Origin of the sequence: uncultured Sphingomonas sp. (assembly GCF_964244265.1) — a bacterium.
In the GTDB taxonomy this organism is placed as follows: domain Bacteria; phylum Pseudomonadota; class Alphaproteobacteria; order Sphingomonadales; family Sphingomonadaceae; genus Sphingomonas.
This window is the reverse complement of sequence record NZ_CAXTHV010000044.1, coordinates 1-19,260: the sequence shown is the minus strand read 5'-3', so window position 1 is coordinate 19,260 and position 19,260 is coordinate 1. Positions and strand designations below refer to the sequence as shown.

At 68.9% G+C, this 19,260-nt stretch carries 19 protein-coding genes and 2 pseudogenes; 12 read left to right on the top strand and 9 right to left on the bottom strand.

Annotated elements, in window-relative coordinates; genetic code table 11:
• The 5 genes and pseudogenes from ACFE7K_RS14645 to ACFE7K_RS14625 form a co-directional block, all read left to right on the top strand.
• Positions 1-194 (top strand): annotated as a pseudogene (locus tag ACFE7K_RS14645) (chemotaxis protein); the annotation flags it as partial.
• Between the two features lie 50 nt (positions 195-244).
• Complete coding sequence (locus ACFE7K_RS14640; protein ID WP_375398938.1) at positions 245-943, top strand: SDR family NAD(P)-dependent oxidoreductase; 699 nt, start codon at positions 245-247, stop codon at positions 941-943.
• On the top strand, positions 933-1,877 hold the full coding sequence (locus tag ACFE7K_RS14635) for a 50S ribosomal protein L11 methyltransferase (RefSeq protein WP_375398937.1): 945 nt from the start codon (positions 933-935) through the stop codon (positions 1,875-1,877). The genes ACFE7K_RS14640 and ACFE7K_RS14635 overlap by 11 nt, the downstream gene beginning before the upstream one ends.
• 221 nt (positions 1,878-2,098) lie before the next feature.
• On the top strand, positions 2,099-2,758 hold the full coding sequence (locus tag ACFE7K_RS14630) for a TIGR02117 family protein (protein WP_375398936.1): 660 nt from the start codon (positions 2,099-2,101) through the stop codon (positions 2,756-2,758).
• The gene (locus tag ACFE7K_RS14625; RefSeq protein ID WP_375398935.1) at positions 2,749-3,438 is read left to right on the top strand and encodes an esterase/lipase family protein; all 690 of its coding nucleotides are present in this window, start codon (positions 2,749-2,751) and stop codon (positions 3,436-3,438) included. Before ACFE7K_RS14630 ends, ACFE7K_RS14625 begins: the two co-directional genes overlap by 10 nt.
• Positions 3,439-3,575: 137 nt before the next feature.
• Here ACFE7K_RS14625 and ACFE7K_RS14620 read toward each other — a convergent pair whose 3' ends face one another.
• A complete protein-coding gene (locus ACFE7K_RS14620; protein ID WP_375398940.1) occupies positions 3,576-3,857 on the bottom strand; it encodes a hypothetical protein in 282 nt (93 codons plus the stop codon).
• A gap of 12 nt (positions 3,858-3,869) precedes the next feature.
• A complete protein-coding gene (locus ACFE7K_RS14615; RefSeq protein ID WP_375398934.1) occupies positions 3,870-4,922 on the bottom strand; it encodes a glycerophosphodiester phosphodiesterase in 1,053 nt (350 codons plus the stop codon).
• Positions 4,923-5,066: 144 nt separating this feature from the next.
• Here ACFE7K_RS14615 and ACFE7K_RS14610 point away from each other — a divergent pair, with 144 nt between their 5' ends.
• Positions 5,067-5,987 (top strand): XdhC family protein, encoded by a 921-nt coding sequence (locus tag ACFE7K_RS14610; RefSeq protein ID WP_375398933.1) that lies wholly within the window; start codon positions 5,067-5,069, stop codon positions 5,985-5,987.
• Complete coding sequence (locus ACFE7K_RS14605) at positions 5,974-6,561, top strand: nucleotidyltransferase family protein (protein ID WP_375398932.1); 588 nt, start codon at positions 5,974-5,976, stop codon at positions 6,559-6,561. The genes ACFE7K_RS14610 and ACFE7K_RS14605 overlap by 14 nt, the downstream gene beginning before the upstream one ends.
• Positions 6,562-6,577: 16 nt before the next feature.
• On the opposite strand, the gene ACFE7K_RS14600 is transcribed toward ACFE7K_RS14605, so the two are convergent.
• The 7 genes from ACFE7K_RS14600 to ACFE7K_RS14570 all read right to left on the bottom strand — a co-directional run bounded on the left by ACFE7K_RS14600 (position 6,578) and on the right by ACFE7K_RS14570 (position 15,723).
• Positions 6,578-8,098, bottom strand: a complete 1,521-nt coding sequence (locus ACFE7K_RS14600) for a class I adenylate-forming enzyme family protein (RefSeq protein WP_375398931.1) — start codon at positions 8,096-8,098, stop codon at positions 6,578-6,580.
• Entirely contained in the window at positions 8,095-8,922 is an 828-nt protein-coding gene (locus ACFE7K_RS14595; protein ID WP_375398930.1) for an SDR family NAD(P)-dependent oxidoreductase, read from the bottom strand. Before ACFE7K_RS14595 ends, ACFE7K_RS14600 begins: the two co-directional genes overlap by 4 nt.
• A gap of 42 nt (positions 8,923-8,964) precedes the next feature.
• Positions 8,965-10,170, bottom strand: coding sequence for an ABC transporter permease (locus ACFE7K_RS14590; protein WP_375398929.1), 1,206 nt, complete (start codon positions 10,168-10,170; stop codon positions 8,965-8,967).
• Positions 10,171-10,183: 13 nt separating this feature from the next.
• A complete protein-coding gene (locus ACFE7K_RS14585; RefSeq protein WP_375398928.1) occupies positions 10,184-10,909 on the bottom strand; it encodes an ABC transporter ATP-binding protein in 726 nt (241 codons plus the stop codon).
• On the bottom strand, positions 10,899-12,299 hold the full coding sequence (locus tag ACFE7K_RS14580) for an efflux RND transporter periplasmic adaptor subunit (protein WP_375398927.1): 1,401 nt from the start codon (positions 12,297-12,299) through the stop codon (positions 10,899-10,901). Before ACFE7K_RS14580 ends, ACFE7K_RS14585 begins: the two co-directional genes overlap by 11 nt.
• A gap of 3 nt (positions 12,300-12,302) precedes the next feature.
• Positions 12,303-13,703 (bottom strand): efflux transporter outer membrane subunit, encoded by a 1,401-nt coding sequence (locus tag ACFE7K_RS14575; protein ID WP_375398939.1) that lies wholly within the window; start codon positions 13,701-13,703, stop codon positions 12,303-12,305.
• 109 nt (positions 13,704-13,812) lie between these two features.
• Positions 13,813-15,723, bottom strand: a complete 1,911-nt coding sequence (locus tag ACFE7K_RS14570) for a S9 family peptidase (protein ID WP_375398926.1) — start codon at positions 15,721-15,723, stop codon at positions 13,813-13,815.
• A gap of 204 nt (positions 15,724-15,927) precedes the next feature.
• On the opposite strand from ACFE7K_RS14570, the gene ACFE7K_RS14565 reads away from it, so the two are divergent.
• The 5 genes and pseudogenes from ACFE7K_RS14565 to ACFE7K_RS14545 all read left to right on the top strand — a co-directional run.
• Entirely contained in the window at positions 15,928-17,454 is a 1,527-nt protein-coding gene (locus tag ACFE7K_RS14565; RefSeq protein ID WP_375398925.1) for an acyl-CoA carboxylase subunit beta, read from the top strand.
• Positions 17,455-17,522: 68 nt separating this feature from the next.
• Positions 17,523-18,044 (top strand): hypothetical protein, encoded by a 522-nt coding sequence (locus ACFE7K_RS14560; protein ID WP_375398924.1) that lies wholly within the window; start codon positions 17,523-17,525, stop codon positions 18,042-18,044.
• On the top strand, positions 18,041-18,460 hold the full coding sequence (gene mce / locus ACFE7K_RS14555) for a methylmalonyl-CoA epimerase (protein WP_375398923.1): 420 nt from the start codon (positions 18,041-18,043) through the stop codon (positions 18,458-18,460). Before ACFE7K_RS14560 ends, mce begins: the two co-directional genes overlap by 4 nt.
• A gap of 154 nt (positions 18,461-18,614) precedes the next feature.
• Positions 18,615-18,722 (top strand): annotated as a pseudogene (locus ACFE7K_RS14550) (hypothetical protein); the annotation flags it as partial.
• A partial coding sequence (locus tag ACFE7K_RS14545; RefSeq protein ID WP_375398922.1) for a methylmalonyl-CoA mutase family protein occupies positions 18,719-19,260 on the top strand: 542 nt, incomplete at its 3' end. The pseudogene ACFE7K_RS14550 and the gene ACFE7K_RS14545, both read left to right, overlap by 4 nt.

Sequence of the window (19,260 nt, the reverse complement as noted above, 5' to 3'; positions counted from 1 at the left end):
CCATCACCGCCGCCGTCGACGAAACCGCCCTCGCCGCCGACTCCATGTCCGATACGATCGCTGGAATCCGCCAGGATACCGACGCGGTCGCGACCGATTTGGCGACGCTGGCGCGCGACGTGGTCGAGGTCGACGAGCGGCTGGGCGAACTGGCCGGCGCGGCCGACGACTTCTCGGCAATCGCCGCCGTCTGATCCGGCGTCGCCCCCTCGACTTGACGCGGCGCCTGCCGGTAGGAGGCGCCATGACCAACATCCTCCTGACCGGCAGCAGCCGGGGCATCGGCGCGGCGGTCGCCGCCACGCTGATGCGGGAAAGCGGCGTACGGCTGGCCGGCCACGGCACCGCCAGCGGCGTCGCCGCCGACTTTGCCGATCCGGCCGGACCGCGGACGCTGTGGGACCGCGCACTGGCCAAGCTCGGCACGATCGACGTGCTGGTCAACAATGCCGGCGTGTTCGAGGCGAATTCGATCGATCGGGACGATGCATCGTGGCTGGCCGATTGGGAGCGGACGATGCGGATCAACCTGACGGCCAGCGCCGCTTTGTGCCGGCTGGCAGTGTGTCACTGGCGGGAACGCGGTGCGCCGGGCCGCATCGTCAATGTCGCCAGCCGCGCCGCCTATCGCGGCGACAGCCGCGACCATTGGCATTATGCCGCGTCCAAGGCCGGCATGGTGGCGATGACCAAGACGATCGCGCGTGGCTATGCGAGCGCGGGCATCCTGGCGTTCGCGGTGTGCCCCGGCTTTACCATGACCGGGATGGCCGAGGACTATCTGGCGAGCCGAGGCGGCGACCAGCTGCTCGCCGACATCCCCCTGGGCCGCGTCGCCGAGCCGGGCGAGGTGGCCAATGCCATCGCCTATCTGGCATTGTCGGCGCCGCCGTCGATGACCGGCGCGGTGATCGACGTGAACGGCGCGAGCTATGTCCGGTAACGACGGGTCCAGCTGGAAGGTCAGCTTGCCCTGCACCCGCGCCGAGGCGGAGGCGATCGACACCGTCGAGGTCGCGATCGACGCGGTATTGATGACCACCGAGCAGGTCCGGGACGACCGCGACGCGTGGCAGCTCGACGCCTATTTCGACGCAGAGCCCGGCCGTGACGATATTGCCGCGCTGCGCGCCCTGGTGCCAAGCGCGCATGCCGCGCCCGAAATCCTCGAACGGATCGACGATGCCGATTGGGTGACGCTGAGCCAGGCCGGGCTGGAGCCGATCCGCGAGGGCCGCTTCGTCGTCCACACCTCGGCGCATCCCCTCACCGCCCCGCCCGGCGGCCGCGCCTTTCTGATCGATGCCGGCCAGGCGTTCGGCACCGGCCATCATGCGACGACCTCCGGATGCCTGGCGATGCTCGACGGCATGGCCGACCGGGCATTCACGAACGTGATCGACGTCGGCACCGGCACCGGACTGCTCGCCTTTGCGGCGCGGCATCTGTGGCGGGGGGCGCGGATCGTCGCCACCGACATCGATCCCCGTGCGATCGGGGTGACGCGCGAGAATGCCGAGCTAAACCGGGTTGGGGACATCGCGCTGATGGTCGCCGACGGCGCGCTCGATGGCGCAATCACGGCTGCGGCGCCCTATGACCTGATCATCGCCAACGTACTGGCCGGCCCGTTGATCGCGATGGCGCCCGAGCTCGCCGCGATCGCTGCCCCCCGGGCAGTGATCGTGCTGGCCGGCCTGCTGGAGACGCAACGCGCCGAGTTAGTCGACGCCTATGCCGCCTGCGGATGCACGCTTGCCGCGATGGACCGGCGCGGCGAGTGGACGATCCTCAAGCTGGACGCGGGCGCGCGGCGTCATGTGCCGGACGGGCCGCCCGACCAGCAGGGCCGCGACGGCTGGGCGCTGGATAGCTAGGTGCATGGTTGGAAACGTGCTGAAGAGTACGTTTGGTACGGTGCCGGCCCGCTGGCACCGCCTCGAAACTCGCTCTTATGCGCGTGTCCAAACGGAGTCTGGATGCAGACCATCCGCATATCTAGGCCTTTGCCCGCGCATAGTCCTGCGTGCCGACGGTGATCACGCGTAGTCGGTGAGCGCGCTGGTATCCATCGCAACAATCTATCATGATCCCCGGAATGCGCGAACTCCTTGCACGAGCGGCCAGGACGGCGACGGTCTGGCTGGCGGTGCTCGCGACCGGCTATGCCGCCGCGGGCATGGTCGGCGCGATCATCCCGGTCAACATGGGGTGGCGGGGAGAGAGGGTGGGCGTACGGATTTACGTCGAGGACAATGGCGTGCATACCGGGCTGATATTGCCCGCCAACGCCGCCGGAATCGACTGGCGCGCGGCATTTCCCGGCGGCGACCTTGCGGATCCGCGGTACGGCGCGCTCGACTGGATCGCGGTCGGCTGGGGCGAGCGCGCCTTCTACGTCGAGACGCCGACCTGGGCCGACGTGCGGCCCTGGACGGTGCTGCGCGCCGCCGTCGGGAGCAGCCGCACGGTGCTCCATGTCGAGCATATCCGCGAACCCACCGCCGGTGACGACGAACGCGCGATCATGCTGACCCCCGGCCAGTATCGCCGGCTGGCCGCGTTCATCCGCGCCAGCCGAGGCGCCCGAGGCGTGGTGGCGCCGGGCTATGCGCGCAACGACGTGTTCTATGACGGCCGGGGCCGCTACAGCGCGATCAACACCTGCAATGCCTGGACCGGCCGTGCGCTGGCCGCCGCCGGGGTCCGCGTCGGTGCGTGGACGCCGTTCCCCGTGGGAGTGACAGGGTGGTTCTAGGTCCCCCCTCGCCGGTGCGCTGGGCAGCGGAAGTGCCGCGGCTGGCCTGGACGATCGCGAGCATCCCGGGGGCGTGGCCGGGACTGATGAAGGCGCCGCGCGGCGACGGCCGGCCGGTGATGGTGCTGCCGGGGCTGGGCAATTCGGATCGATCCAGCGTCGTCCTGCGGCGCTATCTGGCCGCGCTGGGCTATCGCGCGGAGGGCTGGGGACTGGGCCGCAACCTGGGCGTGCGCGCAGTGGGGGCAGAGGCCGAGCGGCTGATCGAACGCGTCCGCGACCTTCACGGCCGCGCCGGACCGGTGACGCTGGTCGGCGTCAGCCTGGGCGGGATCATGGCGCGGCTGGTGGCGCATCGCGCGCCCGACCTGGTGCGCGAGGTGATCACGGTCAGCGCGCCCTATGCCGGCGATCCGCGCGCGACCAATGTCTGGCGCGCGTTCGAATGGCTGTCGGGGGAGCGGATCGACAGCCCCGCGGTGATCGCGCGCAGCGCCGAGGCCGCCGCCCCGCCGCCGGTTCCGACCACCGCGATCTGGAGCGCCAGCGACGGCCTGGTCAACGGCCTGCTCTGTCGCGACGACCAGTGCCGCGCGATCGAGATCCGGTCGAGCCACATGGGCGTGCAGATGAAGCCGGCGACGCTGCGCGCAATCGCCGACGTGCTGGCGGGGCGATAGCGGCGGCGCCGGTCCACCTCGGCGCCCGTTCGGCTCGACTGCGCGGCTCTTATGGTTCGTTGGAAACTCGCGAAAGAGCGAGTTTCGATGCGGTGCCGGCCCGCAAAACGCGCCCTTAGCGCGTTTCAAACAGCCGCTTAATTCTCCGCGCCGGCGCGATAACCGTCATAGGGGCCGCAGGCCGAGGGATCCTTGCGACATTGCTTTGCCGCCTTGCGTCGGTCACCGCCCTCACGCGCTTCCTGCTTGCGCATCTTGCGACCGTAATTGCGGTCCGCTTCGGACTGGCTGGTCGTCGTCCAGTCGACCGCCTTGCCCGCCACGCGGACCGGCGCCGTCACCACCCCCATCACGGTGCGCACGCACCCGCTGCTTGCCAGCGCGATCACGCCCAGCGCCACCAGACCTGTCTTACGCATCATCACCCCGCGCTATCTTCCCCGCCCGCGATAGGCATCGCGCGCCTGTGCCCCCAATAACGGGAAATCGGTGAAGAAACCATCGATGCCGAGCGCCAGCTGCCGCCGGATCGCCTCGCCGACATTGCCGCGCGCCGCCGGATCGGCGCCGATCCTGAGCGATGGCGGCAGGAAGTAATTCTCGGCGCGGAAGGTCCAGACGTGGACGCGCAATCCCGCCGCGTGCGCGTCGGCGACCAGGCTGGTCGGGGCGCCCCCGCCGCGATCGACCATGTCCTTGTCGACTCCGATCCCCCAGGCATAGGCCGCCACCGTCCGCAACCCGGCGGGGGCGATCATCGCCGCATAGCGCAGCGACGGCTGGTCGGCGGGGCCGCCGCGCCCGTCCATCAGCTGGATCAGCCGTATCCTGGTCAGCGCGTGGAGGAGCTTGAGGTTGCCGATCTCGAAGCTCTGGATGAACACCGGCGCGCCGGCCGAATCCCATCCCGCCGCCTTCAGCTCGGCGACCAGCCGGCGCTCCATCGGCTTGCCGATCGAGGCGAAATAGCCGGGGTGCTTGGTTTCGGGATAGAGGCCGATGGTCCGCCCGGTCTCCCGCGACCGCCGCTTGGCCAGCCCGATCACCTCGGCCAGCGTCGGAATTTGGAACTTGCCGTCATAGGCGGTATTGGCCGGGCGCAATTGCGGCAGGCGTTCCTTCGCGCGCAACGTCTTCAGCTCGGCGAGCGTGAAATCCTCGGTGAACCAGCCGACATGCGTCTCGCCGTCGATCACCCTGGTCGCCTTGCGCGCGGCGAATTCGGGACGGTCGGCGACGTCGGTGGTGCCGGTAATGTCGTTCTCATGCCGGGCGATGAACACATTGTCGCTGGTCAGCACCAGATCGGGCTCGATGAAATCGGCCCCCTCGTCGATCGCCAGGTCATAGCTGGCCAGCGTATGTTCGGGGCGCTCGCCCGATGCGCCGCGATGGCCGATCACGATCGGCGGGTCCAGCGAGGATGCCATCGCGTCCTTCTGCCCCGCCATGGCCTGCGGCGCCAGCGCGACGATTGCGAGCATCGTCGCAAGCATCGGGGCACGTTTTATCTTGAAAACCCACATTGCTCCTCCGATGCCTGCCAATGACCGCGCCTGTGCGTCGCGGAAAGTCAGCCAGGCGTCTTCCGGCGCGATACCTCCGTATTGGGGAGATTGGGAGCCGTCATGGCGGATAACGATTCGGTCCTGGCCGCCGCCGTGGCGTGGCGCGGCGCGCCGATGGCGCTCGCCACCGTCGTCTCGACCTGGGGATCGGCGCCGCGCCCGCGCGGCAGTCACATGCTGGTCCACCGGGACGGGCGGTTCGAGGGATCGGTGTCGGGCGGCTGCGTCGAAAGCGACATATTGGCAACCGCCGCCGAGGTGATCGCCGGCGCACCGTTCCGGTTGAAGCATTACGGCGTCGCCGATGCCGCGGCCTGGGAAGTCGGGCTGCCATGCGGCGGCGAGATTTCGGTGCTGGTCCAGCCGGTCGCCGCCGACGGCTTCGACCCCGAATTGTTCGACCGCATCGCCGACGCGCGCGGCGCGGGCAGGCGGCTGGACGTCATCACCGATCTCGACACTGGCCAGTCGAGCCTCCGCCCGGTGGAGGGCGCGGCGTTCGTCAACCGCTATACCCCGCCCGCCCGGTTGCTGATCGTCGGCGCGGTGCAGATCGCGCAGGCGCTGGTCGGGATCGCGAGGACGATGGGCATCGCGACTACGGTGATCGATCCCCGCGCCCGATTCCTGACCGAGGAACGCTTCCCCGGCGTGACGCTGGACGATCGCTGGCCCGACGAGGCGGTCGCCGCGTTGCAGCCCGATGCCGCGACCGCCGTCGTCACGCTCAGCCACGATACCAAGATCGACGATCCCGCATTGATCGCGGCGCTGGCGGCGCCCACCGGATACGTTGCCGCGCTCGGTTCGCGCCGCAGCCACGCCGCGCGGCGGGAGCGACTGGCGTTGTCGGGCATTGCGGACAGCGCCCTTGACCGGATAGACGCGCCGGCGGGGATCGACATCGGCGCGATCGGCCCGGCCGAGATCGCGCTGTCGATTGCCGCCGCGATGATAGGAGCCCTGCATGATCGCCCCTGAAAATACCGCGTTGATCCTGCTGGCCGCGGGCAAGTCGGCGCGTTTCGGCCTGTCGGACAAATTGTGCGAACCGTTCCTCGGCCAGCCTTTGGGCCTGCACGTCGTCACCGCGCTGGAGGCGATACCGTTCGCCCGGCGCATCGCGGTATATGACGGCGGCCCGATCGACTATGCCAAGCGCGGCTATCAGGTGGTGCATAACGACGATCCCGATCTCGGCCTGTCGCGGTCGGTGGCGATCGGGGTGGAGGCGGCGCGCGGCGCGGGGATCGAGGCAGCGCTGATCGCCCTGGCCGACATGCCCCGCGTGACCGCCGCGCACATCTATCGCCTGTTCGATGCCGAGCGTGGCGAGATGGGCGTGGTGGCGTCGAGCGATGGCGTCGAACCCAAGCCGCCGGTGCTGTTCGGGGCGGGAAGGTTCGATGCGCTGCAGACGCTGACCGGCGATACGGGCGCGCGCGGGATGATCGCGGCCGGCCGCCACGTCGTCACCAATGCCGACGAACTGGTCGACGTCGATACCGAGGAGGAACTCCGCTACCTCCAGGAGAAGTTCGGCCACGGCCGATGAAGCGAACCGCAGGCAGTCAGGCCTTGTCCGTCCTTGGCGGCACGGGCACCGGCGCGCTGCCCCCCGGCGGCACCGCCAGCGCCCGCTTGTCGACCTTGCCGATGGCGGTCAGCGGCAGGTCGTCGACCGTCACGATCGCCACCGGCCGCTCATGCCGGGCGACCAGTGGAACCAGCCATGTCGACAGCCCGGCGCCGGTGGTCGCGCTGCCGGGATCGAGCACGACGAACGCCTTCAGCCGTTGACCGAACTCGGCATCGGCGACGCCGATCACCGCCGCCGCGCGGACCGAGGGGTGGCGCTCCAATATGCCCTCCAGGACGACCGGGTAGACGTTCTCGCCGCCCGACACGATCATCTCGTCGCTGCGCCCCGCCAGATAGAACAGCCCGTCATCGCCGCGCCGCGCGAGGTCGCCGGTGTCGATCCAGGCGCGCGGATCGACCGCGGCGACGTTGCGGACGCACAGCCGCCCGACCACGCCTGCGGGCACCACGCCGGCATCGTCGCGGATGACCGCGCATGCGCCGCCGATAAGGGTGCCGATCGTGTCCGGCGCCGCGGCCAGCTGCGCGGGCGTTGCAACGGCGCACAATCCCGCCTCGGACGTGCCGTACAGGTTGAACAGCACCTCCCCCAGCCGATCGCGCGTCGCCTGCGCCAGCACCGCGCCGAGCGGCGCCCCCCCGCAAGCGATGCAGCGCAGCGTCGCAAGCGCGTCGGCATCATGCACCAGCATCCGCCGCAGCATGACCGGCACCACCGCCATCGCCGCGATCCGCTCGCGCGCGACAAGGGCACAGGCGGCGGCGGCATCGAACCGCGGCATCAGGTGGATCGTCTTGCCCAGGACCGTGCCGACGACCAGCGCGGCAAGCCCGAAGCCGTGGAACATCGGCGTCGCGAGCAGCACGCGGTCATAGCGGTCGAGGTGAAGCGTGCCGACCAGCGCGACGAACGGGTGGACGAAGCCCGCCGCCGCCTGGCGCCGCCGCGCCGCGCGTCCCTCGCTGGTGGTGCCCCCGGTCAGCACCACGATCGCGCCGCCCCTAGCGCGGGGCAATCGCGCCGACGGCGGACAAGCGGCACCGGCCATGCTGTCCGCGTCGTCCAGGACCAGGTCGAAGCGGTATCGCGCGTCGAGTGCACGGCGCTGGCGATCGCCCGCATCGGGATCGAGCAGGAACAGGTTCGCGCCGGTTCTGGCGATGGCGAACAGCATCCGCGCGCCGGCCGCGCTATTGCGGCAGGACAAAGCGACGTTGCTCCCCGGCCCGATCGCATGGTCGCGCCGCAGCGTCGCCGCCAATGCCTGGACCTGGCCGGCGAGCGCGCGATAGGTCAGCCGCTCGACGGGATCGACGATCGCCAGCCGATCGCCGTCACGCGCGGCGGCTATCGTAAGCAACGCGGCCAGGTTGCCGCCGTCGCGCGCCACCGCCGCCGCCAGCTGCACGATATTCGCGGGCGTCAGCAGCCCGAGCCTGGCGAGCCGGGCCGCCACCGCGACGAGCCCCACGCCGCGCCGCGCCTTCACGACCGCCGCCGTGCCCAGCGGACCATTGCCGCCTCCCAGGGCCTGCGCAGCAGCAGCGAGGCGAGCTCGCCCGCGCCCAGCCACCACGGCGTCCAGCGCGGGCGCCGCGTGGCGATCATCCGGCAGACGCGCAGCGCGGCCTGCTCGGCGGTCATCGCGGGCATTCGGTCATAGGCGGCGGTCGGCGCGATCATCCGCGTGCGCACCAGCGGCAGATAGAGCGTGCCGACCGCGATCCCGACCGCGCGCAATTCCGGTGCGGCGGCGCGGAGCCACTGGTCGAATGCCGCCTTCGACGCCTGGTACGCCCCCCAATAAGGGGCCGGCGCGAGCAGCACGTTGGCCGCCGACACGCTTGCCACCTGCCCGCCCCGCGCGCGCAGCATCGGCGTCAGCGCGAGTACCAGCCGGACCGGCGCGGTGAAGTTGAGCGCCATCGTCCGCGCTACGTCCTGGGGCCGGTCGAGCGAGGCGAGCAGGGGGCGGCAGATCGACTTGCCGGCATTGCTGACCAACACGTCGACCCCGCCCGGCAGCACGAGCAGGCCGGCGATCAGCGCGTCGAGCTGTGCCTGGTCCGTCAGGTCGCAGGGCATGACCGTCACCCGGCCGCCATCGGCAACGATCGCCGCCGCCACCGCAGCCAGCTGCTCGATGCTGCGCGCCACCAGCACGACATGCGCGCCGGCCATGCCCAATTGCCGCGCGACCTGCTCGCCGATGCCGTGGCTGGCGCCGGTGACGACGATCGTCTTGCCCGCGACCGCGCGCGCCAGCCGATCGCGCTTTGCCCGCACGCGCGGAAACAGCAGCCCCTCAATCACCCCCATCGCGCGATCCTGCCGTGGGAGCCCGCCAAGTAAAAGCTATTCGTGCCTGAGCGCGTCGATCGGGTTCAGCGCGGCGGCGCGGCGCGCGGGAAAATAGCCGAAGACCACGCCGATCAGCGCCGAGATCAGGAACGAGATGACGTTGATCCGGACGTCGAACAGCCACGGCAGCCCGCCGGCATAGGACAGGCCGGCGATCACGATCTGCCCCAGCACCAGCCCGATCAGCCCGCCGATGCACGACAGCACGACCGCCTCGACCAGGAATTGCAGCAGCACCTCGTTGGCGACCGCGCCGATCGCCAGGCGGATGCCGATCTCCCGCGTGCGCTCGGTCACCGATACCAGCATGATGTTCATGATGCCGATCCCGCCGACCACCAGGCTGATCCCGGCCACCGCCGTCACGATGTTGGTCAACAATGTCGTCGTGCTGCTCAGCGTGTCCGAAATCTGCTTGGTATCGAAGATGTTGAAATCGTCGTCCTTGCCCGTCTCGATATGGCGGCGTTCGCGCAGCAGGCCGGAGATCGACGCCTGAACCTGCGCGGTCGCATAATCCTGGTCCACCCCGACCAGGATCAGGCGGACGTCGGTCGATCCGGTAAAGCGCCGCTGCACCGCCTTGACCGGCATCAGGACGACGTCGTCCTGGTCGCCGAACCCGCCCTGGCCGCGCGTCGTCAGCACCGCGATCACGTCGCACGACAGGCCGCCGATCCGCATCCTGGTGCCGATCGCGGCGCCGCCGTGATAGAGGTTGGTATAGACGGTGTTGCCGATCATGCAGACCAGCTTGCCCGCCGCTTCCTCCTGCGCGGAAAAGCTGCGTCCCTGCGCCAGCGGCCAGGGCTGGACCTGGAAATAGCTGCCGGTGGTGCCGGTGATCGTCGTCGACCAATTGGCGCCTTCGTAGATCGCGGTGCCGGCCGATGTCGCCTGGGGGGCAACCGCGGTTACCCCGGCGATCTGGTTCTGGATCGCAATCACGTCCTCGCGCTTGAAATCGGCCGGGCGGGGTCCACCGCCGCCGCGCCCGAAGCCCTGGCCGGGGCGTACCTGGAGCACGTTGGTGCCCAGGCTCGCGATCGATTTCTGCACCGCCGCCGTGGTCGCCTCGCCCAGCGTGACCATCGTCACCACCGCCGCCACGCCGATGACGATGCCGAGCACGGTCAGGAACGAGCGCAGCAGGTGCCGCCGGATCGACCGCAAGGCGAGGATGAAGGTGGTGCCTATCATCGGCGTCGCACGATCACGGGACCGCCTCGCCCTGGCGGTGCCTGGCCTCGATACGTTCGACCAGCCCGTCCTTGAAGTGGACGACGGTCCGCGCGAATGCCGCCATCTCGGCTTCGTGGGTGACCATCAGCACGGTGATGCCGGCATTGCGGTTGAGGTCGGTGAGCAGTTCCATGATCTCGACCGAGCGTTCGCTGTCGAGATTGCCGGTCGGCTCGTCGGCGAGCAGCACGTCGGGTTGCGTCGCGATGGCGCGGGCGATCGCCACGCGCTGCTGCTGGCCGCCCGACAATTCGGCGGGGGTATGGTTCCACCATTCCTTCAGCCCGACCTTGTCGAGCGCAGCGAGCGCCTGGGCCCGCCTCTGGTCCTTGGCATCGCCGCGATAGAGCAAGGGCAGCTCGACATTCTCCAGCGCCGAGGTCCGCGCGAGCAGATTGAATCCCTGGAACACGAAGCCGAGATATTTGCGGCGGAGCAGCGCACGCTGATCGCGGTCAAGCGTTTCGATATGCACGCCCTTGAAGGTGAACTCGCCGGCCGACGGCACGTCGAGACACCCCAGGATGTTCATCGTCGTCGACTTGCCCGATCCCGACGGGCCCATGACGGCGACGAAATCGCCCGCCGCAATGTCCATGTCGACGCCCTTCAGCGCCTGGAACGCGGTCGCGCCGGCGCCATAGACCTTGGTGACGCCGCGCAGCCGGATCAGCGGGTCGGGCGCCCTACTGGCCACCGCGCTGCCCGCCCGATCCGCCGCCCGCGGCACCCGTTGTGCGCCGCCGCGCGCCCGATCCGGTCGCGGTCGCCGACAGCTGGCCGGTGACGACCTCCATCCCGGGCTTCAGGTCGCCGCCGGTGATTTCGGTCATGCTGCCGTTGGTCTCGCCGGTCGTGACGCTGATCCGCTTGAGCGTGGCGTCGGCCTGCTTGACATAGACCGCCTGTTTCGATCCGCGCTCGATCGGCGCGGCATTGCCGCCGGTCCCGCTCTGGCGGCCGAGGCGGCGCGGCGTCAGCGCGCTGGCAAAGCCGCCCGATCCGCTCGCCGCCGCCGCCGGCGCGCCGGCATCGGCAGGGCGAAAGCGCAGCGCGGCATTGGGCACCATCAGCACCTTCTTGCGTTCGCTGGTGACGATGTCGGCGGTCGCGGTCATGCCGGGACGAAGGTTGAGGTCGGTATTGGCGACCGACAATGTCGCGCCGTACGACACCACCTGCGCGGTCGTGGTCGTCGTGGTGGTGGAGGATTGCGCCGACAGGTTCGATCCCAGGTCGACCCGCGTGATCGTCGCGGGAAAGGTCTTGCCGGGAAAGGCGTCGACGGTGAACGTGGCGCGCTGGCCGGTCTTGACCGTGCCGACATCGGCCTCGTCGATCGCGACCTCCAGCTTCATCGCCGACAAATCCTCGGCAATGACGAACAAGGTCGGCGTGTTGAAGCTGGCGGCGACGGTCGCGCCAGGCTCGATCTGGCGCGCCAGCACCACGCCGTTGACCGGGGAGCGGATGATCGTCTTGGTCAGCTGCGTCGAGTTGGACGACAACGTCGCCCGCGCCGAGACGACGTTTGCTTGTGCCGAACGCAAATTGGCGACGGCGCGATCACGATCGGCGATCGCCTGTTCCAGCTCGGTCTTGGCCGGCACGCGCCCGCCCGACAGGCGGCTGACCTCCTGATAGCGCGCCAGCGTCGCCGACGATTGCGCCAATGTCGCCTGCGCCTGCGAAACCTGGGCGATGTTGGCGTTCAGCGCGGCCTGCGACTGGTTGACCGTATCCTGGAAGCGGCTGGGATCGATCAGCGCCAGCGGCTGGCCCTTGGTAACGCGGTCGTTGACGTCGACCACCACCCTGGTCACCAGCCCCGACAGTTCGGAACCGACATCGACCTGGTTGGTAGGTGCCAGCTTGCCTGTCGCCGAAACGGTGACGGTGAGGTCGCCGCGCGCCGCCGGCTCGCTGGCATAGCCGGCCGGCGCGGTGCCGCCGAAGATCCGCATCAGCAGCAATATGAGCACGACAACGCCGATCGCGATCGCCGCCCAGGTGACGTAGCGCCGCGTCCGCGACGGCGGACGACCGCCGAGAAAGTCGTCGAGTTCGGCTTGATTGCTGCTGGCCATGCGTCAGTCCTGCGGGGGTTGCGGCGCGGCGGCGGGGTCCCAGCCGCCGCCGAGCGCGAGGTACAACGCGACCAGCGCCTGCGCCCGGTCGGCGCGTGCGTTGCTTAGCCCGTTGCGGGCCGACAATAACGCGGTTTCGCTGTTGTTCAGCGTGGTGATGTCGGTCAGTCCGGCGCGATACTGGCTGCGCGCCAGGATCGCGGCGGCGTTGGCGGCATCCTGCGCGACGATGAACTCGCGCTGCCGGTCCTTCGCCGCTTGGAGCGAGGACAGCGCATTCTCGACATCCTCCAGCGCGAGCAGCACGGTCGATTTATACGCCGCCAGCGCGCCCTCGGCGGCCGCCTCCTGCGCGCGCACCCGGCTGCGCGTTCGGCCGCCGTCGAACAGCAATTGCGACAGCCCGGCAAACAGCCCGCCGGTGATGACGTTGGCGATGCTGCCCAGGGATGCCGCCGACGTGCCGATATTGCCGGTGATCGCCAGCGCAGGGTAAAGCGCCGCCCTGGCGACGCCGATCTGCGCGGTCGATGCGGCGAGCGTGCGTTCGGCGCTGCGAACGTCCGGCCGACGGCGCAGCACATCGGCGGGAATGCCCACGGGCACCATTTCGGGGCCGGCGGGGATCGGCTTCGTCGCCTCCAACTCGGCCTTCAGCGCGGCGGGCGCCTGGCCGGTCAGCACGCCCAGCCGATTGACCGCGGCGGCATAACTCTGCTCGAGCGACGGGATGGTGGCGGCGGTCTGCGCGCGTTGCGACCGCGCCTGTTCCTGGTCGAGGCTGGAGACCAGGCCGGCCTGAACCCGGAAACCGGCGATCTCCAGATTGTCGTCCTGGATACGCAGACTGTCGCGCGCGATGCCCAGGCTCGCCTGATACTGCCGCACGAGGATGTAGTTGCGCGCGGCTTCGGCGGCGACCGAGGTCTGGACGGTGGCGAGGTCGAACCCCGATGCCTGCTCGCCGGCACGCGCCGCCTCGATCCCGCGCCGCGTGCCGCCGAACAGATCGGCCTGGTAGCTGGCATCCGCGCCGATCGAGAAATTGTCGCGATCGCCGAACCCGTCGAGCAGGGTGCGGCTATACCCGGCCGAGCCGCTGATCGTCGGCAGCAGCGCGGCACGCGCCTGGACCAGCCCTTCGCGCGCCTGTTTGAGCCGGGCGACCGCCTGCGCGATATCTAGATTGCCGGCGCGTGCACGATCGACGATCGCGTCGAGTTCTGGATCGCCCAAAGCCGTCCACCAGGTCGCGATGTCCGGCAGCGTACCCCGCGCCCCAACGCTCGCATAACCCGCCGGGACCCCGAGCAGGGCGGGCGACGCCGCGCGATAATCGGGCCCGACCGCGCAGGCCTGAAGCGGCAGCACGGCGACCAGCAGCATGGTGACGCGCGATCGCAACATGCCGACCAGATGGCCAGCGGACCAGCCGGCGTCCACCACTTTTATGTCGCACTTTGTCGCGTTGCGGCAACCGATGCCCGGTTCTCGGGGGGATGCGCCGCTCGCTTCATCTCGCCCCAAGATACTTGGCCCACCACGCCATCGACCGCGTCCGCGAATCGCGGACATTGGCGGGCTGGCGGATGCCGTGGCCTTCGTCGGGATAGATCATCAGCGTGGTCGGCACGCCGAGTTCCTTCAGCGCGTGCCAATATTCGATCGACTGTGTCGGCGGCACTTCGATGTCGCGTTCGCCGACGATGATCAGCGTCGGTGTCTTCGCCTTCTTGATGAAGGTAATCGCCGATACCCGCTCGTACGCGTCGGGATCGTCATAAGCCGACTTGCCGAAATAGGGCAGCATCCACTGGTCGATGCCGTTGGTGCCGTAATAGCTGATCCAGTTGGACAGGCCGGCGCCGGCGATGATCGCCTTGAACCGGTTGGTCTGGGTGTTCGCCCACATCGCCATGAACCCGCCATAACTGCCGCCGGTCAGCCCCAGCCGGTTGTCGTCTACGGCCGCGACCTTCTCGACCGCGTCGATGCCGCTCAGGATGTCGCGCAGGTCGCCGCCGCCGAAATCGCGGCGGTTGGCGGCGGTGAACTTCTCGCCCTGGCCATAGCTGCCGCGCGGATTGGGATAGAAGACGTAATAGCCGGCACGGACCAGTTCGGCGTCGGCGCTGGCCTCGGTCACGAAGCGCGGAGTGGAGGCGGCGGCGGGCCCGCCATGGACGTTGACGATCATCGGCGCCTTGCCCGCAGGCGGGGTGCGCGGGCCGATCAGCCAGCCCTGGACCTTGTACCCGTCGCTGGTCCAGGTGATGCTGCGCGCCGACACCGACGGGGCGACGGCGTCATTGTCGGTGGTCAGCTTTCGTGGCGCGGCGGTGGGCCCGGCATAGATCGCCGGGGCATGCTCGAAATCCGAGACGATCGTCGCGGCGACCGACCCGTCGGCGCTGAACGCAACGCGTCCGTCGCCGGCCGCAAAGCCGGCGGGTTGCTCCCACAGCACGCTGGTTCCCTTGGCCGCGACCGCCGCGACCTGCGCATTGGCGCCCTTCAGCCGGGTATTGCGCAGCCCTCCGCGCGTCCAGTCCAGCGAGGTGACCGTCGCATCGTCGCCGGCGGTCATGTTGCGCGGCGTCCCGCCGGCCAGCGGCACCGTCCACACGTCGCCGCCGACCGAGCCGAAATCGCTCATCAGCCCGCCGATATAGGCGACCGTCCTGCCGTCGGGCGAGACGCGCGGGAAGTTGACCTGCGTCGCCGGCCGCACGATCGAGCGGACCGCGCCGGTCGTCGCATCGATCGCGTCGAGCGTCGCCACCCACCAATTGTCGTCGCCATTGCCAAGCGCGGTGGTCGCGACGAAGCTGCTGCTGTCGGGCGTCCACGCATATTCGTAGACATAGCGGTCCGCTGGCGAGACGGGGGTGACCTCCGTCGCGGGCCTGGCCGCGAGGTCGAACACCGCGATCCGCTGTTCGTCGCTGGTCCTGCCGATCTCTCCGACCAGCCGCACGCCAGGCTGCGCCGCGCCCGCTTCCTTGGCGGCGCCGATCGTGACGAGCAGGGCGATGCGCTTGCCGTCGGGCGAGAAGCGCGGGGTCTGGGCAATGCCCTTGATCGTGGCGATCGCGCGCGTCGCCTTGCCGTCGGCCATTTCCAGCGCGACCGTGCCCGCCGCGCGATCGCGCTGGAGAAAGGCGATCGCGCCGCCGGGACCGAAGGTCAGCCCCGAATAGCTGCACGCCGCGCACGGATCGATCGTCGCCAGGATGCGCCCGTCCCTGACCGACCGCACGACGATCCTGCCATGGGCCGGCTTGCCGGGCTCGTCGACCGATTCGACGCTGGCGAGACGATCGCCCGCCGGCGACAGCGCCAGGCCGGCATAATTGTGCAGCGGCGCCGCCGGTGCCGGGGCGGCGACGGCGGCGGACAGGGCGACGGCAAGGATCAGGCGCATCGGCGACTCCGGCATGGTTAATCGCCGGAGTCGATAGGCCCCGCGCCAGCCCTTGCAAGCAAAACGGGCGATATGCCTACCAGCGGCGGTGGCCGCGGCCACCGCGGCCGTTGCGCTCGACCCGTCCCGGGTCCGCCGCATAATTACGGTTGCGCTCGGCGCATGTCCGGGGAAAGAGGCCCGGTCCGTGAACGGGGTCCTTGCATGTCGTCAACCATCGCCGAACTCGACCGTCGCCGCGCCGCTGCCCGCCTGGGCGGCGGTGAAAAGCGCATCGCCGCTCAACATGCCAAGGGCAAGCTGACCGCGCGCGAGCGGCTCGACGTGCTGCTCGACGAGGGCAGCTTCGAGGAGCTCGACATGTTCGTCGAGCATAATTGCGTCGATTTCGGGATGCAGGACCAGGTTTTTCCCGGCGACGGCGTGGTCACCGGATCGGGCACGATCAACGGCCGGCTGGTATTCGTGTTCAGCCAGGACTTCACCGTGTTCGGCGGATCGCTGTCCGAACGCCACGCACAGAAGATCTGCAAGATCATGGACATGGCGATGAAGGTCGGCGCGCCGGTCATCGGCCTGAACGATTCGGGGGGCGCCCGCATTCAGGAGGGCGTCGCCAGCCTGGGCGGCTATGCCGAGGTGTTCCAGCGCAATGTCATGGCATCGGGCGTGGTGCCGCAGCTCAGCCTCATCATGGGCCCCTGCGCGGGCGGCGCGGTCTATTCGCCGGCGATGACCGACTTCATCTTCATGGTGAAGGATTCGAGCTACATGTTCGTCACCGGCCCCGACGTGGTCAAGACCGTGACCAACGAGGTCGTGACGCAGGAGGCGCTGGGCGGCGCCGTCACCCATACGACCAAGACCAGCGTCGCCGACAATGCGTTCGACGACGATATCGAGGTGCTGCTGGCGGCGCGCGACCTGATCGACTTCCTGCCCGGATCGAACCGCGACGGCGTTCCCCAGCGCCCGACCGACGATCCGTGGGACCGGATCGACCACAGCCTCGACACGCTGATCCCGGCCAGCGCCAACCAGCCGTACGACATGCACGAACTGATCCGGAAGACCGTCGACGAAGGCGATTTCTTCGAGGTGCAGCCCAGGCATGCCGGCAACATCCTGACCGGCTTCGGCCGGATCGAGGGCAAGACGATCGGCATCGTCGCCAACCAGCCGATGGTGCTGGCGGGCGTGCTCGACATCAACTCGTCCAAGAAGGCGGCGCGGTTCGTCCGCTTCTGCGACGCGTTCGAGATACCGATCGTCACCTTCGTCGACGTCCCCGGCTTCCTGCCCGGCACCGCCCAGGAGCATAACGGCATCATCAAGCACGGCGCCAAGCTGCTGTTCGCCTATGCCGAAGCGACCGTGCCCAAGATCACTGTCATCACGCGCAAGGCCTATGGCGGCGCCTATGACGTGATGGCGTCCAAGCATCTGCGCGGCGACTTCAATTATGCCTGGCCGACCGCCGAGATCGCGGTGATGGGCGCCAAGGGCGCGGTCGAGATCATCTTCCGCGGGCTGAACGAGGAGGGCATCGCCGAAAAGACCGCAGAATATGAGGCGCGCTTCGCCAACCCGTTCGTCGCGGCGTCAAAGGGCTTTATCGACGAGGTGATCCAGCCGCATTCGACCCGCCGGCGGATCGCGCTGGGGTTGCGCAAGCTCAAGCACAAGAGCCTCGAGAATCCGTGGAAGAAGCATGACAACATCCCGTTGTGAGCTGATCTCGATTGTTGCCGCGGTAGGTATGCAGCATACTTTGCCCCTCTTCTACGAAAGGCCCGTCCATGATCCCGCTCCTTTTCCTGCTTCAGGCCGCTGCCGCCGCTACAACTCCCGCCGCGCCCCCGCCATGGACCGTCACCACCCGGCCCAGCGCCGATCCGACGATCACCTCGACGCTGACCGGCGTGACGTCCGCCGACGGCAATGCGCGGCTGATCGTGCGCTGCGATGCCGGCGCGGCGAAGGTCGTGTCGGTCCAGCTGTTCAGCAAGGTGCCGCTGGGCGGCCCGCCCGACCGCCCGGTCTCGCTGACGGTCGACGGCGGCATGGCGATGATCGACAATTGGGAATTCGTCGAAAAGGGCGCGTATGAACGCGGCGAGGTGGCGGTGACCACGCTGACCACCGCGATTGCCAAGGGCAAGACGATCGCGCTGCACACCACCACCGCCGCCGGCGTGGCCGTCGACGCGACCTTCGCCGGGCCATCGAATGCGCAGCCGGTGACCGGCGTGCTGGCGGCGTGCGGGTATACGCTGGGCGCCGTCCCCGTCGCCGCGCCGACCCCCAAGCCGACCAAATGAAGCTTGGCCGCCTCAACCATGTCGGCGTCGCGACGCCGTCGATTGCCGGGTCGATCGATTTCTATCGCGACGTCATGGGGGCGACTGCGATCGGCGCCCCGTTCGACCTGCCCGCGCAGGGCGTGAAGGTGTGCTTCGTCGACACCCCCAACACCCAGATCGAGCTGATCGAGCCCTATGACGACAGTTCGCCGATCGCCGGTTACTTGAGGGCCAATCCAGGCGGCGGCCAGCATCATGTCTGCTATGAGGTGCCCGACATCCTGGCGGCCAAGGCCTGGTTCGAGGAGCGTGGCCGCCGCGTGCTCGGCGAACCGCGCATCGGCGCGCACGGCACGCCGATCTTCTTCGTCCACCCCAAGGACATGGGGGGCGTGCTGACCGAGATCATGGAGACCCCGGGGGAGACGCATTGATGGCGTGGATATATAGCGCAGGGAGGCGATCGGGATGTCCTGGCTGATCGCAACGTTGGCTATGCGGAGCGCGTCGAGCTTCGGATTGAAGCTTGGGCAGGTAGCCTGAGCAGGTTTCCCTGGCAGGGACGGCTGGGGGCGGAATGGTTATGTCAGGCTGCTGTCCATCCCCGATATCCAGTACATAATTCATTATCGCATCGACGAGGACGCAATACGCATCTTGCGCGTCCGGAGTACGGCACAGGACGAAGACCGATGAGCACCATCGAACCAAATGTCGACAAGGAAGCAGGCACAGTCTTGGAGCCCACGCTCGACCGATGGTCCGCCGCTGCCGCCAAGGAGGTCAAGGGCAAGGACCTCACCTGGCACACGCCGGAGGGGATTGCGGTCAAGCCGCTCTACACCGCCGCGGACGCCGCGACCGATCTCGGCCTGCCCGGCTTTGCGCCGTTTACCCGCGGGGTACGCGCGTCGATGTACGCGGGACGGCCATGGACGATCCGGCAATATGCCGGTTTCTCCACCGCGGAAGCTTCCAACGCTTTCTATCATCGCAACCTGGCGGCGGGGCAGAAGGGGCTGTCGGTTGCGTTCGACCTAGCGACGCATCGCGGCTACGACAGCGACCATCCGCGCGTGACGGGCGACGTCGGCAAGGCCGGCGTGGCGATCGACAGCATCGAGGACATGAAGATCCTGTTCGACGGCATCCCGCTCGACCAGATGTCGGTCAGCATGACGATGAACGGCGCGGTGATCCCGATCCTCGCCTTCTTCATCGTCGCCGGCGAGGA

Coding starts and splice junctions, on each gene's coding strand:
- mce (WP_375398923.1), top strand. CDS start 18,041: ATGAAGCTTGGCCGCCTCAACCATGTCGGCGTCGCGACGCCGTCGATT.
- ACFE7K_RS14590 (WP_375398929.1), bottom strand. CDS start 10,170: ATGATAGGCACCACCTTCATCCTCGCCTTGCGGTCGATCCGGCGGCAC.
- ACFE7K_RS14570 (WP_375398926.1), bottom strand. CDS start 15,723: ATGCGCCTGATCCTTGCCGTCGCCCTGTCCGCCGCCGTCGCCGCCCCG.
- ACFE7K_RS14560 (WP_375398924.1), top strand. CDS start 17,523: ATGATCCCGCTCCTTTTCCTGCTTCAGGCCGCTGCCGCCGCTACAACT.
- ACFE7K_RS14635 (WP_375398937.1), top strand. CDS start 933: ATGTCCGGTAACGACGGGTCCAGCTGGAAGGTCAGCTTGCCCTGCACC.
- ACFE7K_RS14630 (WP_375398936.1), top strand. CDS start 2,099: ATGCGCGAACTCCTTGCACGAGCGGCCAGGACGGCGACGGTCTGGCTG.
- ACFE7K_RS14620 (WP_375398940.1), bottom strand. CDS start 3,857: ATGCGTAAGACAGGTCTGGTGGCGCTGGGCGTGATCGCGCTGGCAAGC.
- ACFE7K_RS14580 (WP_375398927.1), bottom strand. CDS start 12,299: ATGGCCAGCAGCAATCAAGCCGAACTCGACGACTTTCTCGGCGGTCGT.
- ACFE7K_RS14565 (WP_375398925.1), top strand. CDS start 15,928: ATGTCGTCAACCATCGCCGAACTCGACCGTCGCCGCGCCGCTGCCCGC.
- ACFE7K_RS14610 (WP_375398933.1), top strand. CDS start 5,067: ATGGCGGATAACGATTCGGTCCTGGCCGCCGCCGTGGCGTGGCGCGGC.
- ACFE7K_RS14640 (WP_375398938.1), top strand. CDS start 245: ATGACCAACATCCTCCTGACCGGCAGCAGCCGGGGCATCGGCGCGGCG.
- ACFE7K_RS14605 (WP_375398932.1), top strand. CDS start 5,974: ATGATCGCCCCTGAAAATACCGCGTTGATCCTGCTGGCCGCGGGCAAG.
- ACFE7K_RS14615 (WP_375398934.1), bottom strand. CDS start 4,922: ATGCTCGCAATCGTCGCGCTGGCGCCGCAGGCCATGGCGGGGCAGAAG.